Annotated in this window: 14 protein-coding genes and 1 pseudogene; 10 read left to right on the top strand and 5 right to left on the bottom strand. The window is 39.7% G+C overall.

Going from position 1 to position 14,717, the window contains the following annotated elements; translation table 11 throughout:
* The first annotated feature begins 195 nt into the window (after positions 1–195).
* Positions 196–2,790, top strand: coding sequence for an ATP-dependent chaperone ClpB (gene clpB / locus Q8G36_RS09170; RefSeq protein WP_305159770.1), 2,595 nt, complete (start codon positions 196–198; stop codon positions 2,788–2,790).
* 82 nt (positions 2,791–2,872) lie between these two features.
* Here clpB and Q8G36_RS09165 read toward each other — a convergent pair whose 3' ends face one another.
* Positions 2,873–3,064, bottom strand: a complete 192-nt coding sequence (locus Q8G36_RS09165; RefSeq protein WP_048686917.1) for a YjzD family protein — start codon at positions 3,062–3,064, stop codon at positions 2,873–2,875.
* 298 nt (positions 3,065–3,362) lie between these two features.
* On the opposite strand from Q8G36_RS09165, the gene Q8G36_RS09160 reads away from it, so the two are divergent.
* The 3 genes from Q8G36_RS09160 (at position 3,363) to Q8G36_RS09150 (ending at position 5,482) form a co-directional block, all read left to right on the top strand.
* Complete coding sequence (locus Q8G36_RS09160; RefSeq protein WP_305159771.1) at positions 3,363–4,085, top strand: hydrolase; 723 nt, start codon at positions 3,363–3,365, stop codon at positions 4,083–4,085.
* A 102-nt stretch (positions 4,086–4,187) separates the two neighbouring features.
* The gene (locus tag Q8G36_RS09155; RefSeq protein ID WP_305159772.1) at positions 4,188–5,018 is read left to right on the top strand and encodes a hypothetical protein; all 831 of its coding nucleotides are present in this window, start codon (positions 4,188–4,190) and stop codon (positions 5,016–5,018) included.
* A gap of 281 nt (positions 5,019–5,299) precedes the next feature.
* On the top strand, positions 5,300–5,482 hold the full coding sequence (locus Q8G36_RS09150) for a ComZ family protein (RefSeq protein ID WP_034314525.1): 183 nt from the start codon (positions 5,300–5,302) through the stop codon (positions 5,480–5,482).
* A gap of 42 nt (positions 5,483–5,524) precedes the next feature.
* On the opposite strand, the gene Q8G36_RS09145 is transcribed toward Q8G36_RS09150, so the two are convergent.
* A complete protein-coding gene (locus Q8G36_RS09145) occupies positions 5,525–5,749 on the bottom strand; it encodes a hypothetical protein (RefSeq protein ID WP_305159773.1) in 225 nt (74 codons plus the stop codon).
* A gap of 202 nt (positions 5,750–5,951) precedes the next feature.
* Between Q8G36_RS09145 and Q8G36_RS09140 the strand changes: the two genes are divergently transcribed.
* From Q8G36_RS09140 to Q8G36_RS09125, 4 genes are all read left to right on the top strand, one after another.
* Positions 5,952–6,887: a beta-ketoacyl-ACP synthase III gene (locus Q8G36_RS09140; protein ID WP_305159774.1), complete on the top strand. Its 936-nt coding sequence runs from the start codon at positions 5,952–5,954 to the stop codon at positions 6,885–6,887.
* A 50-nt stretch (positions 6,888–6,937) separates the two neighbouring features.
* The gene (gene fabF / locus Q8G36_RS09135; protein ID WP_305159775.1) at positions 6,938–8,176 is read left to right on the top strand and encodes a beta-ketoacyl-ACP synthase II; all 1,239 of its coding nucleotides are present in this window, start codon (positions 6,938–6,940) and stop codon (positions 8,174–8,176) included.
* A gap of 79 nt (positions 8,177–8,255) precedes the next feature.
* On the top strand, positions 8,256–9,086 hold the full coding sequence (locus tag Q8G36_RS09130; RefSeq protein ID WP_305159776.1) for a DUF2268 domain-containing protein: 831 nt from the start codon (positions 8,256–8,258) through the stop codon (positions 9,084–9,086).
* Between the two features lie 108 nt (positions 9,087–9,194).
* Positions 9,195–9,950, top strand: a complete 756-nt coding sequence (locus Q8G36_RS09125; RefSeq protein WP_034314514.1) for a YjbA family protein — start codon at positions 9,195–9,197, stop codon at positions 9,948–9,950.
* Positions 9,951–9,984: 34 nt separating this feature from the next.
* On the opposite strand, the gene trpS is transcribed toward Q8G36_RS09125, so the two are convergent.
* Complete coding sequence (gene trpS / locus Q8G36_RS09120) at positions 9,985–10,971, bottom strand: tryptophan--tRNA ligase (protein WP_214743689.1); 987 nt, start codon at positions 10,969–10,971, stop codon at positions 9,985–9,987.
* A 576-nt stretch (positions 10,972–11,547) separates the two neighbouring features.
* On the opposite strand from trpS, the gene Q8G36_RS09115 reads away from it, so the two are divergent.
* Positions 11,548–12,693, top strand: coding sequence for a putative glycoside hydrolase (locus tag Q8G36_RS09115; RefSeq protein ID WP_305159836.1), 1,146 nt, complete (start codon positions 11,548–11,550; stop codon positions 12,691–12,693).
* A gap of 51 nt (positions 12,694–12,744) precedes the next feature.
* Here the strand turns inward: Q8G36_RS09115 and Q8G36_RS09110 are convergent, their stop codons facing one another.
* On the bottom strand, positions 12,745–12,933 hold the full coding sequence (locus Q8G36_RS09110) for a hypothetical protein (protein ID WP_207441052.1): 189 nt from the start codon (positions 12,931–12,933) through the stop codon (positions 12,745–12,747).
* A 96-nt stretch (positions 12,934–13,029) separates the two neighbouring features.
* Here Q8G36_RS09110 and Q8G36_RS09105 point away from each other — a divergent pair, with 96 nt between their 5' ends.
* Positions 13,030–13,611, top strand: a complete 582-nt coding sequence (locus Q8G36_RS09105; RefSeq protein ID WP_305159777.1) for a GNAT family N-acetyltransferase — start codon at positions 13,030–13,032, stop codon at positions 13,609–13,611.
* A gap of 54 nt (positions 13,612–13,665) precedes the next feature.
* On the opposite strand, the pseudogene Q8G36_RS09100 reads toward Q8G36_RS09105, so the two are convergent.
* Positions 13,666–14,007 (bottom strand): annotated as a pseudogene (locus Q8G36_RS09100) (transposase); the annotation flags it as partial.
* Positions 14,008–14,717: the final 710 nt, after the last annotated feature.

Genomic DNA, 14,717 nt, shown 5'->3' with positions numbered 1-14,717 from the left:
TAATGCATTTTACAAATAGGTCTGCCTTTCTTCTATATGAAGAAAGGTTTTTTTCGTTTATCCTCCATACTCCTGCATTTTTTATAACTTTCCTTTACATGGGGAAAATTAGAAGTATAATGAAAATATAAAGGTCAAAGTTGGTCAAACTGAGTGGGAATTCGTTCATGATATAGGTGAATGGGAGGTTATAAGATGGATATTAATAAAATGACGGAGAGAACCCAACAGGCATTCATTGGCGGCCAGGAACTAGCCAAAGATAGAGGGAATCCCGAGTTGACGGAGCTTCATTTATTAAAGGCCTTAATGGAACAGGAAGAAAGTTTATTAATCAGGATTTTATCGGAATCTGGTAAACCGATGAATCAATTTGATATAGAACTAAATAAGGAACTGGATCGATTACCGGAAATGAGCGGAAGTGTTTCCCAGGTTTACATGTCATCCTCCCTACAGCAAATTTTGACGGCTGCCGAAAAGGAAATGCAGATGTGGCAGGATGAATACTTATCTGTCGAACATATACTGCTTGCGTCGTTGCAAGTCAATAAAACGAATGTAAACAGGCTATTTTCATCATATGGAATTGATTATGATAAAGCAAAACGGGTTATAAGCGATATAAGGGGGAATCAGCGAGTGACTAGTCAAAATCCTGAAAGCACTTATGAAGTACTGAAAAAATACGGGAGAGATCTCGTTGCTGAGGTTAAATCGGGCAAGGTCGATCCCGTAATCGGTCGAGATACGGAAATCCGTAACGTCATCAGGATCCTTTCACGTAAAACGAAAAATAATCCGGTATTAATAGGAGAACCTGGAGTAGGTAAAACAGCAATTGTCGAGGGGTTGGCACAAAGGATCGTCAGGAAGGATGTGCCGGAAGGTTTAAAGGATAAGACCGTTTTTTCACTAGATATGAGTGCACTTGTCGCAGGGGCCAAATTCCGCGGTGAATTTGAGGAACGCCTAAAAGCGGTGTTGAATGAGATCAAGAAGAGTGACGGTAAAATTCTCTTATTCATTGATGAATTGCATACAATTGTCGGTGCCGGAAGAACGGATGGCGCACTTGATGCCGGAAATATGTTAAAGCCCATGCTTGCGCGCGGTGAGCTGCATTGTATCGGTGCCACGACCCTTGATGAATATCGGCAATATATTGAAAAGGATCCGGCTTTGGAACGCCGTTTCCAACAGGTTCTGGTTCCTGAACCGGATGTGGAAGATACCATTTCAATTTTGCGGGGATTAAAGGAACGGTTTGAAATTCACCATGGCGTCAGGATACATGATCGGGCAATCGTTGCAGCCTCTGTCCTTTCGAACCGATATATAACGGAGCGATTTTTACCGGATAAAGCGATAGATCTTGTGGATGAAGCATGTGCGATGATCCGAATGGAAATCGACTCAATGCCATCCGAGTTGGATGAAATCACGAGAAAAGTCATGCAACTTGAAATTGAAGAGGCTGCGCTGAAAAATGAGGAGGACCCTCAAAGCAAAGCAAGGCTGGAAGTGCTTCAAAAAGAACTATCAGAACTTCAGGATCAAGCCAACAGCATGAAATCCAAGTGGCAAATGGAGAAATCAGCGCTTCAAAAGGTGCAGGATAAACGTGAAGAGCTTGAGAAACTGCGTCATGAATTGGAACAGGCAGAGAATGACTATGACCTTAACCGGGCAGCTGAACTTCGGCATGGAAGGATTCCGCAGCTTCAAAAAGAATTGGAAGCAATGGAAGACGAATTGGAAAAGGAAAAACAGGAATCACGATTGCTTCGCCAGGAAGTGACGGAGGAGGAAATTGCCTCGATTGTAGCAAGGTGGACGGGGATTCCTATAAGCAAGCTGGTGGAAAGTGAAAGGGAGAAGCTGCTTCGCCTATCTGATATCCTGCATGAACGCGTAATAGGTCAAGGAGAAGCGGTGGAACTCGTATCCGATGCTGTTTTAAGAGCAAGGGCTGGAATTAAAGATCCAAACAGACCGATCGGTTCATTCATTTTTCTGGGGCCGACTGGTGTCGGTAAAACCGAATTGGTAAAAGCTTTGGCAGAAACGTTATTCGATAGTGAGGAACATATGATTCGAATCGATATGTCGGAATATATGGAGAAACATTCCGTGTCACGCCTTGTTGGTGCACCTCCTGGATATATTGGATTTGAGGAAGGCGGCCAACTTACGGAGGCTGTTAGGAGAAACCCATACTCGGTCATATTATTAGACGAAATTGAAAAGGCGCATCCGGAAGTCTTCAATATTTTGCTGCAAATGTTGGATGATGGAAGGATAACTGACTCCCAAGGCAGAACAATCAACTGTAAAAATACGGTGATCATCATGACTTCCAATATCGGTTCCCATTTCTTATTGCAGTCCAATCGGGTGGATGGTGGCATTGAAGAAGAAATAAAAGATCAGGTCTTTAAAGAACTAAGAGGACATTTCCGTCCGGAATTTTTGAATCGCGTTGATGATATTGTTTTATTCAAACCTCTGACGAAACAAGAAATCGTTGAAATCGTAGATAAAATGGTTCATCAATTACAAGTAAGGTTAACTGAACAAAATATAGTCCTGAATGTCTCTGAAGCGGCTAAGGAATTCATTGCGGACCAGGGATATGATCCGGTATATGGAGCAAGACCGCTGAAGCGATTCATCCAAAAGCATCTGGAAACGAAAATCGCCCGTCAAATCATAGCTGGGACTGTTGAGCTTAAAGAAGGAATCACGATTGATTATGATCATGATCATGATGAATGGGTCCTCATATAAAAACGTTGAAATGTAGTTTACCCGTAAGCAAAGTACGGTATAACAAAAAGGACATCCTTAAAAGGATGTCCTCTTTTGCTTCTTAATGTTGATGAGAGTCTTTAGCTGGCCCGGCAGGCATGATAGCTGGGATGATACAAATCAGGATAGCAGCAGCTAATCCTAAAATCGTTCCCTGCGCAGCATCGTATGAAACTCCGATCATGGAAGAAACAACATATACAGTCATATGCACTAATAAGAATGTCCAAAAAATTGTCCAAGCATAACGCATCGAATTTCACCTCATTCCACTACATTCATTTTTATCTTACCATAATTAATATACAGTTAAAACGTGTTTTTAATAATAACCTTTAAATAATTCAATCCATTAAATCATAAGAGGAATTTTTTTGGGCAGATAAGTTGGTTTCAAACTTCAAATGGGAAATCATAGGGAAAAAATAAAAACAAAAATCGTCCCTGCTTGGTTAATTTAGGATAAGAAGTTAGGCGTTTTCACTGACCCTTTCTATTTTTCGTCATAAATTAATATAGTAGTAGTAATATTCCTTAAAGGAGTTTGAACGATGGAACAACGAACTTTTCAAATTGATGATCAATGGAATATCATCTATTATCCAGAGCAGCCCAGTGGTTTTTCCGTAATGGTAATTGGAGACCGTAGTCATTTTGTCGAAAAAGACAGCAGCTTTTGGCTGCAGCATCCTGGCAGGCTGCAGATATTGGAATATTTAAAGGAATACGGATACACGCTATTTTCATCCAATTTTCATGGAGCCAACTGGGGCAGTCCTAAAGCACTGGACCTTTCCCTTAACCTATATATTCTTTTTATGAAAAAAGAAATAGTCAATCAAAGGGTTCATATATTGGCAGAGGGGACAGGCGCACTACTTGCCCTAAAGCTAATGAATGAACTTGGAAATAAAATTCGGTCTGTCGTATTGATTGATCCGGTTTTTTCCTTGAAAGCACAACTGGAGAAAGAAAAGGAAAATAAGTTCTTCTATAAAAAGTGGCTGTCCGAGGTTGCTGCTGCATATGAGCTCGATCCGGCAGAATGTGAACAGCATATCCTGGGCACTGAAGATTCAGTAATCGCAGAGAATATCCCCATGAAAGTGATTCAGGTTTTTGGAAGCTTACGGAAAGAGCAAGCCTCCCTTTATCGGCAAATCCAGCTGGCTAGAAAAGCAGACTTGCAGCTGACGTATATATTGCCCGAAAAACGTTATAAAATCCCCTATCAAATACAAAAGTTTTTCAATGAGAATGAAGAGATTTTATGAGAAGAGATATATTTTTACAATAGTTTGCATACGATACAGCATCTAAAAAAACTAGACGTGCCGGGTGAAGTGGGCTTGATGGCATACGAGGAGGCTGTATTTATGCAAACAAACATTGTCATTGGCACTTATCGATTTGTGGGATTCTATGTGACTCAATATCTTTTGAACCAAGGTAAAGAAGTAATCGGAATCGATTGGGCTGATTCCGAAGCAAGTCAATATATTATGGAAGAAAAGGAACTTGAAATAGGCAGGAATTCAAATTATATTTACTTTCCGATAAATAAACTTAAATTATTGGATATTTCACAGCAGGACACGGTATTCATATCTTGTTACGATATTCAAAGCGGAAAAATGGACAAAATCGATTTTCTAATAGGCGAAATCGTTTCCTTCATTGAGAAATTCAAAAATGGCAAGAATGAAACGCCGAATTTCGTTCTTTTCATGCCCATTGAAAAAGATGTCAGTATATTTCAGTCCATTTTAAGCTTGATTCGTGGAATAGATTCTGCAAAAATCATATTTTTACCGACGATTTATGGACCTTGGCAATCGGAAGGCATGAGCTTTGAAGCTGGAATCAATCAGCTTGGACAGTCTGATATCAAAGCGGCAATTGCTGCCGAATATACCGGAGATGCTCTCTATATCACTGATTTTGTTAATGCTTTGGAAGTAGTGCTTACCTCCTCTTCCGATAAGGACATCCATTTGTGCAGCAGTATTGATGATCATTGGAATAAATGTGCCAAGTTAATATTTGGTGAAAGTATGGATTCATTCACTCCCCAATCGACAACTAAAATCAATAAAGGAACTAGATTTGAAGTGCAATGTAAAATGGAACCAGAAGAAGGCGTTGCTTTACAAAGAAAACATAATAAACGATTAAACTTACTTAAAAAGTGGAGAAAGCCTGATTAACGCGAGAGAGCAATAATCAAATATGAAGGCGAAGCGCCTGGTCGGTAAAATATGGTATCGATAGCTTTCGATATTAGGGAATGACAAAACTGTATATTTGCCTCTAATCTATATGTCTTGTACTATAATGTTCAAGGATAGGAATTAACATCAAAAGATATTCATGATTTTATATGTGCGCCCTTTACGAAAGGGTCTTGTGGAATTATGATAATATTGAGCTTTATTTGGGCATCACAATGATCAATTGATGATTATTCAAAAGATGGGGGGAAACGCGAATGAGTTCAGATAAAACTCTTGAATTTATGGGAATTGCCATGAAATACTTCCCAGAGGCTAAAGCGAAGCTTGAAGCAAGCGGGATTCCATTCTCAATGGAGATGGCAGAGCCATTCATGGAGCTCTTTAAAAGCGTAATGCAAGAAGCTTATGAGCTTGGTAAACAAGATGCTCAGCGTTAATTAAAGGCAGGCTGTCCGGTTAAAGGGCAGCCTTAATTTTTTTTATTCTTTTTTCAAGAACTTGGCGATCAATGGGTTCAGATTAATTTTATCAATGGTCGGTTTGTATTGACTGTATAAGCCCATCAATGTTTCAACGCTCGCCAATAATTGCATATAATCAACCTCCTTGGATTCCTCTTGCTCCGGTTCAGCTTTCCTGCCAAACATCAAATTCGAAAAATGATCATCCGGGTTTCTCTCGCGGTTGCGATTGAAGATGTCCACAATGAATTCCTCCTATACTCCTTTTATTTATAATCTATGTCCCTAATTTCCCCTGGCATAGGCGCTTGTCCGACTTCCGAAAGCGATTTCTTTAGCTTTTCAAACTGTTAACTCTTGCAAGGAAGTCTTTTTTTATATAAAATTAGTACCAGGTAATAATAGATGCTTATAATAACTCATTAAAATATAAGGGGATGGCAAGATGAATGCTGGAATACTTGGGCTTGGCCGCTACTTACCCGACAAAATCGTTACGAATGCGGATTTAGAAAAAATTATGGACACTTCCGACGAGTGGATCCGGACTAGGACGGGTATTGAGGAAAGAAGAATTGCAAATGATGATATTGATACATCAGATATGGCTTATGAGGCCGCAAAAGCTGCATTGAAAAATGCGGAAATTTCTGCTGAAGAGATAGATTTAATTCTTGTAGCTACTGTTACGCCTGATCAGTCGTTTCCTTCTGTCGCTTGCATGATTCAAGAGAAATTGGGAGCGATGAAGGCAGCTGCAATGGATGTGAGTGCTGCATGTGCGGGTTTTATGTATGCAATGATCACGGCACAGCAATTTATTAAGACAGGTGCATATAAGCACGTGTTGATCGTCGGTGTTGAAAAACTTTCGAAAGTAACCAATTGGGAAGACCGCAACACTGCTGTACTTTTTGGTGACGGAGCGGGTGCAGCAGTACTTGGACCTGTATCTGAAGGCAAAGGAGTCCTTTCCTTTGAATTAGGCGCAGATGGAACTGGCGGGAAGCACTTATTACAGGAAGGAGATTTCATTCATATGAATGGACGTGAAGTATTTAAATTTGCTGTCCGTCAGATGGGGGAATCCAGCCTGGGTGTATTGGAAAAAGCTGGTTTGACAAAGGAAGATGTGGATCTGCTTGTCCCGCATCAAGCAAACATTCGCATTATGGAAGCCTCAAGGGAACGCTTGGGTCTCCCGCTTGAAAAAATGACAAAAACGGTTCATAAATATGGAAATACTTCATCAGCGTCCATTCCAATGGCCCTTGTGGAAGAAATGGAAGCGGGAAGAATCAAGGACAATGACTTAATCGTCATGGTCGGTTTTGGTGGTGGCCTTACCTGGGGAGCTATCGCTCTTAGGTGGGGTAAATAAAAGAAGAAGCAAAACGTAAGAGCTTTAAAAATAGGAAGGAGCCATTTTTAATGACTAATCGCCGTGTAGTTGTAACAGGTATAGGAGCAATCTCTCCAGTTGGTAATGATGCAGAAACTGGATGGAAGAATATAATCGAGGGGAAATCGGGAATAGGACCTTTAACTCGTTTGAATGCTGAAGAATTCCCCGTTAAAGTGGCAGCTGAAATCAAGGAATTTGATATAGAGACATATATAAATCGTAAAGAAGCACGCAAAATGGACCGTTTTACCCATTATGCAATTGCAGCTTCCGTTATGGCATATAATGATAGCAAGCTGGAAATAACCGATGAAAATGCTGCACGTGTCGGGGTCTGGATCGGTTCGGGAATCGGCGGGCTGGAGACACTTGAAACACAGCATGAAAACTTTTTGAACAGAGGATATAAACGGGTGAGCCCATTCTTCGTTCCAATGATGATTCCGGACATGGCAGCCGGCCAGGTTTCTATCTTACTGGGTGCTAAAGGAATCAATTCATGTACGGTAACAGCCTGTGCAACAGGAACAAATTCAATTGGTGATGCGTTTAAAGCCATTCAACGGGGCGATGCCGATGTCATGATCACTGGCGGTGCTGAAGCGCCAATCACAAAAATGTCGGTTGCAGGCTTCTGTGCAAATACGGCTTTATCGACCAACCCTGATCCACAAACGGCTAGCCGTCCTTTTGATCTTAATCGTGATGGTTTCGTAATAGGGGAAGGAGCTGGAATTATCGTTCTGGAAGATCTTGAACATGCATTGAATAGAGGAGCCAAGATTTATGCTGAAATAGCTGGTTATGGCTCAACTGGAGATGCCTTCCATATTACCGCTCCGGCACCAGGTGGAGAAGGCGGGGCAAGAGCGATGAAAATTGCAATTGAGGATGCAGGCTTGAATCCGGAAGACATTCAATATGTGAATGCCCACGGAACGAGTACGCCATACAATGACAAATACGAAACGATGGCAGTCAAAGAAGTCTTTGGCGACCATGCTAATAAACTTGCAATAAGTTCCACTAAATCAATGACAGGCCATATGTTAGGGGCAGCAGGCGGTGTGGAAGCAATATTCACGATTCAGGCAATCAGGGACAGCATTTTGCCTCCAACCATCAATATTGAAACACCAGACCCTGAGTGCGATTTGGACTATGTTCCGAATCAAGCAAGGAAGGGCGAAATCAATGCAGCCATCAGCAATTCACTTGGATTCGGTGGACATAACGCAACGATTCTTTTCAAGAAATATCAATAAGTTTTAAAGGAAGGGCAGATCTTTTGGGATCTGCTCTTTTTATTTTGAAGGGAAAATGCAAATGTAAGGGATATAAAAAATGTGTCAACCGCCTTCTTTAAATCATACGATAGTCAATAGAAGCGGAGGTGTATGGGAAATGGGAGTCATTTCAACCAATGAATGGATGAGGAAGGATTTCAACCGCCCGGTCCAGATGATGGAAAGACTTAAAAGCACATTCAACAATACCCTTGATGCGGACATGATTTATCATCATTTATTGAAGCATGGCATGTATTCGCCGAATCAAAAAACAAAACTTACATGGGAAGACTTAAAAGAAAATAATGTATGGGAAAAAACACAAAGCTTGTTTACAGCATATAAGAAGCTATGGGGAGGGCCTGATGTTCCCATATATATTTTTCCGCTCATGTCTTCGGGGATATGGAATAAAAAGGTTGAAACGAAGTCAGGGTTGGCATTTAAAGATAAACTATTCCTGTTTTTGGGCAAGGGGATAGCCGAAAAGGAAATGGAGGCCCTGTTGATTCATGAATATCATCATGTTTGCCGTCTGCATCATTTGAAAAAGGACCAAAAAGAATTCACTCTCCTGGATACGATGATCATGGAAGGACTGGCAGAAAGAACGGTGGGAAAATATTTAGGAACAAAATTTTTAGCGAAATGGACTAAGTTATATCAGGAAGATAAATTACGGGAATTTTGGAGCAAGCATTTAGAGGAAAAGCACACGATAAAACGTACAGATCCTCTTCATGATGTACTTCTGCTGGGGAGGAAAGGATATCCATATATGCTTGGATACTGTAGTGGCTATTATCTGGTGAAAAATTTTGAAAAACTCTCTGTGAAAAAATCATTCATTATTCAATCTGAAGAATTCTTATCAAAAAAGAGTTAATATATACGTTCTTTTTTTCTTAATCTGTTTTCTAGAATAGGAATAAATTGTATGGTTCCTGCCTATACTGATTGACAAACAGAAATTTGTTTAAGTGAGGGATGAATGATGCTATATCTTCATGATGTATGGGTTAACTGGTTTGAAGGAGAAGAAAACGGCTATAATATTTGTCATTTTCATGAATGGAGGAAGGATGACGGGATCGAACTACTAGATCAAGTTCCTTTGTTAAAAGTGTCATCAACATTGTTCCACTACATAGAAAACGACTTGTCAGAATTACCTAAGCCATTGCTGAATGATGTTTATCAAAAAGCATATGCAAGGAAAAATCATGAACGAATTCAGCTTGACTATTGTTTTATCGTGACTGATGGAAATGGAATTTTAGCTGTTGATACAATAGGTTATCATATTCCGATTAGGAAAAGCAGAATAATTCCCCGGCAGGAACAAATTGTTTATGACATGATAGAAAACCATGATGAGATGGATTACACCTTTACTGAAAAACCTACATCTGAGAAAGAATATCATATTTTGTCGCCGTCTCCCTTATTCATGAACGGTTTGACAAGAAAAGAAAGACAACTTAAGCAATTGCTATTCATGGCCATGGACCAATTATTCACGGCAAAAAACACCGCTGAAATCCGCTATTGGTATACAGAATGGGCCCCAGAGAAATATGAAAGCATTCAAGAAATGGATTTTCAGATAGCTTGGCTTGAGTTATATGAAGAAATGAAGGAAGGCTGGTCAGAGAAGCACCTACAACTTTGTGAAAACCTTGTGAAGGGGCAGCCATTTTTTGAAAAGCTTTGGCAAGTGGAGGCTGGCGATAGCCCATCGATATTATGAGCAAAAAAGACGATCCGTCGAGGATCGTCTTTTTTTATCTCTTTCTGCCAAGTCCCATGCCATTATACATTTTTCTGATCATTTTATTGGCTTCAATGTTCGCCTTTTCTGCACCGCGGTCCAGAATTTCATCCAATTCAGGGGAATCGATCAATTCATTATAGCGTTCTTGGATTGGTAGGATTTCTCCAAGAACCACCTCAGCCAAATCACTTTTAAAGTCACCATAACCTTTGCCCTCATACATCTCTTCAATTTCTGAATAGGATTTTCCGCTGAAGATGGAATATATGGACATCAGGTTGGAAACACCCGCTTTGTTTTCCTTATCGTAACGGACAATTCCTTCCGAATCGGTAACTGCGCTCTTGATGTTTTTTTCGATTTGCTTGGGATCATCCAATAAGGCAATCGTTGCCTTTTTATTAGGATCAGATTTGCTCATTTTCTTGGTTGGTTCTTGAAGGGACATGATACGGGCCCCTTCTGTAGGAAGGCTGATTTCCGGGATTTTAAATATGTCATTATGCTTTTTATTGAACCGTTCAGCCAAATCGCGTGTCAATTCAAGATGCTGTCTTTGATCTTCCCCGACAGGAACCACATCTGTACTATAAAGGAGAATATCGGCAGCCATCAACGGGGGGTAAGTAAGCAGTGCTGCGGATACCCCTTCCTTGCCAGCGGATTTGTCCTTAAATTGCGTCATTCTCTCAAGTTCCCCAATATAGGAGATACTCTGTAAAATCCAGCCTGCCTGAGCATGCGCAGGTACCTCTGATTGAATGAAGATGGTATTCTTTTCAGGATCCAGGCCAATGGCCAAATATAAAGCGGCCAATGTTTTAATGTTTTTCCTTAACTTAATGCGATCTTGTGGAACTGTAATTGCATGCTGGTCAACAATACAAAAGAAACATTCATATTCATTTTGTAAGTTAACGAATTGTTTCATGGCTCCGATGTAATTTCCTAAAGTAACGGAACCGGATGGCTGAATGCCGGAGAAAATCCTTTTCAACTGCTAGTCACTCCTCTAAATGCGTTTATTGATAAATGGATATTCGCTCTTCATTATTGTAAGGATAAATAGAAAATGAATCCACTTTCTTTGAAAGAAATGTGCATACTCCTATGAGGGGGAGGTGCTCATTTAAATCTTGTGGAGGGCCGTTTTGTCCTGTATCGATGCCATTCTGAGAATACGAAATGTCCACTATACTGTATTTTAGCATTTATTCATATTAAATGTATAATCGAAACGGCAATCAAGCCAATAGAACGGATTTTCCGTTTCTTTTTTTTGATTATGGAAGAAATGAAGGGTTCAAGGAAAATCAAACCGTTTAACATATTTCACAATGAGCAGACCATTTTAGGGAAGGATACTCACAAGGGAATACGGGATTGTTGAACGTATTCGCATCGGGTTTTAAAGCTAAAAAGACAGTTTTTTTAATTATTTATCAAATATAGGAGTAAAGTTAATTGTTTGTGGTATTAAAGAAAGGGGTTTATTATATTTGTTGAATATTGATGACTGATGGCGAATGAGGTGGAGAAAATGAAACCAATGTGTAAATGGTTGATGACAGGGATGTGCATATTCCTGATTCAACAGCCAGTTCATGCGCAAGGCATGAACGAAACCAGGCAGGTAGCATTAGAAAATAAAGAATTGCCTGTGAGTGTACCGCGTTTTGTTTTTGATTCGGGGTTGAAATTCGACTATCCGGATGCTGTACGCGGGATATATGTGACAGGGCCTGCAGCGGGAGGCAATAAGTTGAATGAACTTATTAAATATGTAGATGAAACCGATTTGAATGCGATGGTCATTGACATTAAGGATGACAAGGGGAACGTAACGTTTAAAACCGAAGATCACGACTCTCCATATGCTGGGATTGGTAAAGACTACATAAAAAACCCAAAGGCAATGCTGAAAAAATTCGAGGATAAACAGATTTATCCGATTGCAAGGGTTGTCGTCTTTAAAGACTCACTTTTAGCCAAAGAGAAACCTGAATTGTCTTTTTTAGATGGCGAAAAGGTATGGAAGAATGGTCGAGGGGAAGCATTCGTTAACCCATTCCTAAAAGAAGTGTGGGATTATAATGTCGGTATTGCCATTGAAGCGGCAAAGATGGGTTTTAAAGAAATTCAATTTGACTATGTCCGTTTTCCCGAAGGGTTCGAAAATAAAGAAGATGATTTGAAATATGATGTCGGTGAATATGATGAAGCGAAAATGAGTCATACAGCCAAAAGGGTTCAGGCAGTGACGGATTTCGTAAGTTATGCGAGGAAACAACTGGAGCCATACGATGTCGAAGTATCAGTGGATATTTTTGGATATGCGGCTACATTGCCTGAAGCTCCCGGAATTGGGCAAAACTTCACAAAAATCTCTGAGAATGTTGATGTAATTTCCTCGATGATCTATCCAAGTCACTGGACATCTTATTTTGGTATCGATAAGCCTGATTTGGAGCCTTATAATCTCGTTAAGGAATATGCAAAATTGGAGAACGGGAAGCTGAAGGAATTAAAAACACCACCTACTTCAAGACCTTGGCTACAAGATTTTACTGCCTCATATTTAGGCGATGGTAATTACCAAAGGTATGGTAAGGAAGAAGTGGAAGCCCAAATAAAAGCATTGAATGATAATGGTATTGATGAATACTTATTGTGGAATGCAGCAAATCGATATACAAAGGGAGTAGACTATACCCCATGAAAAAAGGGATGACCCAGGAAGTTCCTTCCGGTCATCCAAATTCTCTCTGAATTACCGCTTTTTATTCCCGCCAACTTGACTCCACCCTGACTGAATTCGTTTCGATTGATCGAAAATATGAGAGTGACGTTTCCCGCCAAACCATTTTTCGCCGATGCCATTCGTCACAATGCCATTCACAGCCGTAATGCCAATAACGCAAGCAGCGACTAAAAAAAAGTCCAAAAAGTAGCTGATCATCAAAACCCTCCTAATATTTTCAAGCTATTCAAGTTCCATTGTAGTGTATAAGAAAAAATCTGGAAAGTATAAACTAGCAAATGAGGAGATTAAATTATGAATTGGTATGAAAAATTAAATCAGTATTTCCCTATTGAAGAAATGAAGTCCAAAGAACATATAGAAGTTCTTTTAGAAGATAAGCAGGAAATATATAAAAAGGATGAAGGTCCCGACCATGTTTTATTATATGTGGAAGGGGACGAGTTTATATTCGTTGATTACCTTTTTGTATCAAAGAAATCAAGGGGGCAGGGACTAGGGAGGAAATTGATTCAAAAATTGCAAAAAAAGCAGAAAACGATCTTGCTGGAAGTAGAACCAGTACAAGAAAATGATGATGATACATTTAAAAGGCTGAAATTTTATAAAAGGGAAGGATTCAAGCACGCCTCTTCGATTTCCTACAGCAGAAAATCGCTTGCCACCAAGGAGAATACGCCTATGGAAATCTTATATTGGCCGGCAAATCCATCTGTTGATGAAGAAGACGTATTTGAATTCATGAGAGAAATTTATTCTGAAATCCATACTTACAAAGATGATGATCTTTATGGGAAATCTTATCAAGATGTAGAGGATGTACTAAGATTGAATGCAAGTCAGGAAACGGATATTTTTAAAGAGATGGAAGTGTGAGAAAAAAGGGCCGGTTGTTTGAAGTGAACCCAAAAAGTTAGACACTTTATTTACTTAGGCAGCCTTGAGGGCATGAACCCGGTAATCTACCGGGCTCATGCCTTTTAATTTTACCTTGATTCGTTGATGATTGTAATAATGGATATATTCTTCTAGTTCTTGTTTGAAATGCATGCTTTCAAATTCTTGAAGATAGAGTAATTCGGATTTTAATAAGCCAAAGAAGTTTTCAATGACCGCATTATCGAGACAATTTCCTATGCGGGACATGCTTTGTGTAATGTTATGTTTATTCAAATCATGCGAGGATTGTTTCATCTGATAATGCCAGCCCTGATCTGAATGGAGAATGGGTGAATCTTTCGATTCCAAGCGATCAAAGGCTATATCCAGCAATCAATCGGAGAACCCTTCTTAGTACTCTAAAACAGCATTTGATTTTTCTTCTATTGTATATTTAGTCAAAAAAACTGCACCTCCAATTGTTAGATGTTGTCTAACAATTGGGGGGCAGTTCAGTTCACCGGCCCTTTTTAGTTTGTTGAAAAAAGTACGGTAAAGGACGAAAAATTACGTGGACGGCTGAAAAAAGTGCTCCAGCAGAAAACAACCCGAACATTTTCAAAGAAAAATTCATGCAAACTGTCTTTTCAATTTGTCTACAGTCTGGAGGTTCCGAATGATCTCACCACGAACCATAATTTTATAAGAAGGGTGGTTACCCCTCATGTTTAATATGGGATGAAACCCACACTGGATTGAAGAAAATTTACGACACTCCTGCCGAGAAACTGGCTAGCCAAGACCCCACAGACGCGGCGAGGAAGGTTGGCAGACAGCTGGCGGAAAGAGAGCGGATTTCTGAAAAAAACTAGATCGTTTTTTAGACTGTAGGCAAACTGTCTTATCTTATTGTGCATATTTTGCAGGAAAATGAATATCTATAACTTCTTGGATGGTAGATTGCTCCCTTATCGCTTATTCTTTCGAATTACCTTTTTTGCTTTTGGAAATATATGTGCTAAAAGAATGGTTTTTAATGTAAAAGGAGGAATTTGCTTTTTATTAAAGAAAATATATTAACATGATCTTGTTTATTGACAAAG

Source organism: Peribacillus frigoritolerans, assembly GCF_030676415.1.
Taxonomy (GTDB): Bacteria; Bacillota; Bacilli; order Bacillales; family DSM-1321; genus Peribacillus; species Peribacillus frigoritolerans_A.
This window is presented reverse-complemented; position numbering and strand designations above follow the sequence as displayed.

Bases quoted from the DNA above. Each gene is read 5' to 3' on its own strand.
- clpB (WP_305159770.1), top strand. From the start codon at position 196: ATGGATATTAATAAAATGACGGAGAGAACCCAACAGGCATTCATTGGC.
- Q8G36_RS09165 (WP_048686917.1), bottom strand. From the start codon at position 3,064: ATGCGTTATGCTTGGACAATTTTTTGGACATTCTTATTAGTGCATATG.
- Q8G36_RS09160 (WP_305159771.1), top strand. From the start codon at position 3,363: ATGGAACAACGAACTTTTCAAATTGATGATCAATGGAATATCATCTAT.
- Q8G36_RS09155 (WP_305159772.1), top strand. From the start codon at position 4,188: ATGCAAACAAACATTGTCATTGGCACTTATCGATTTGTGGGATTCTAT.
- Q8G36_RS09150 (WP_034314525.1), top strand. From the start codon at position 5,300: ATGAGTTCAGATAAAACTCTTGAATTTATGGGAATTGCCATGAAATAC.
- Q8G36_RS09140 (WP_305159774.1), top strand. From the start codon at position 5,952: ATGAATGCTGGAATACTTGGGCTTGGCCGCTACTTACCCGACAAAATC.
- fabF (WP_305159775.1), top strand. From the start codon at position 6,938: ATGACTAATCGCCGTGTAGTTGTAACAGGTATAGGAGCAATCTCTCCA.
- Q8G36_RS09130 (WP_305159776.1), top strand. From the start codon at position 8,256: ATGTGTCAACCGCCTTCTTTAAATCATACGATAGTCAATAGAAGCGGA.
- Q8G36_RS09125 (WP_034314514.1), top strand. From the start codon at position 9,195: ATGCTATATCTTCATGATGTATGGGTTAACTGGTTTGAAGGAGAAGAA.
- Q8G36_RS09115 (WP_305159836.1), top strand. From the start codon at position 11,548: ATGTGCATATTCCTGATTCAACAGCCAGTTCATGCGCAAGGCATGAAC.
- Q8G36_RS09110 (WP_207441052.1), bottom strand. From the start codon at position 12,933: ATGATCAGCTACTTTTTGGACTTTTTTTTAGTCGCTGCTTGCGTTATT.
- Q8G36_RS09105 (WP_305159777.1), top strand. From the start codon at position 13,030: ATGAATTGGTATGAAAAATTAAATCAGTATTTCCCTATTGAAGAAATG.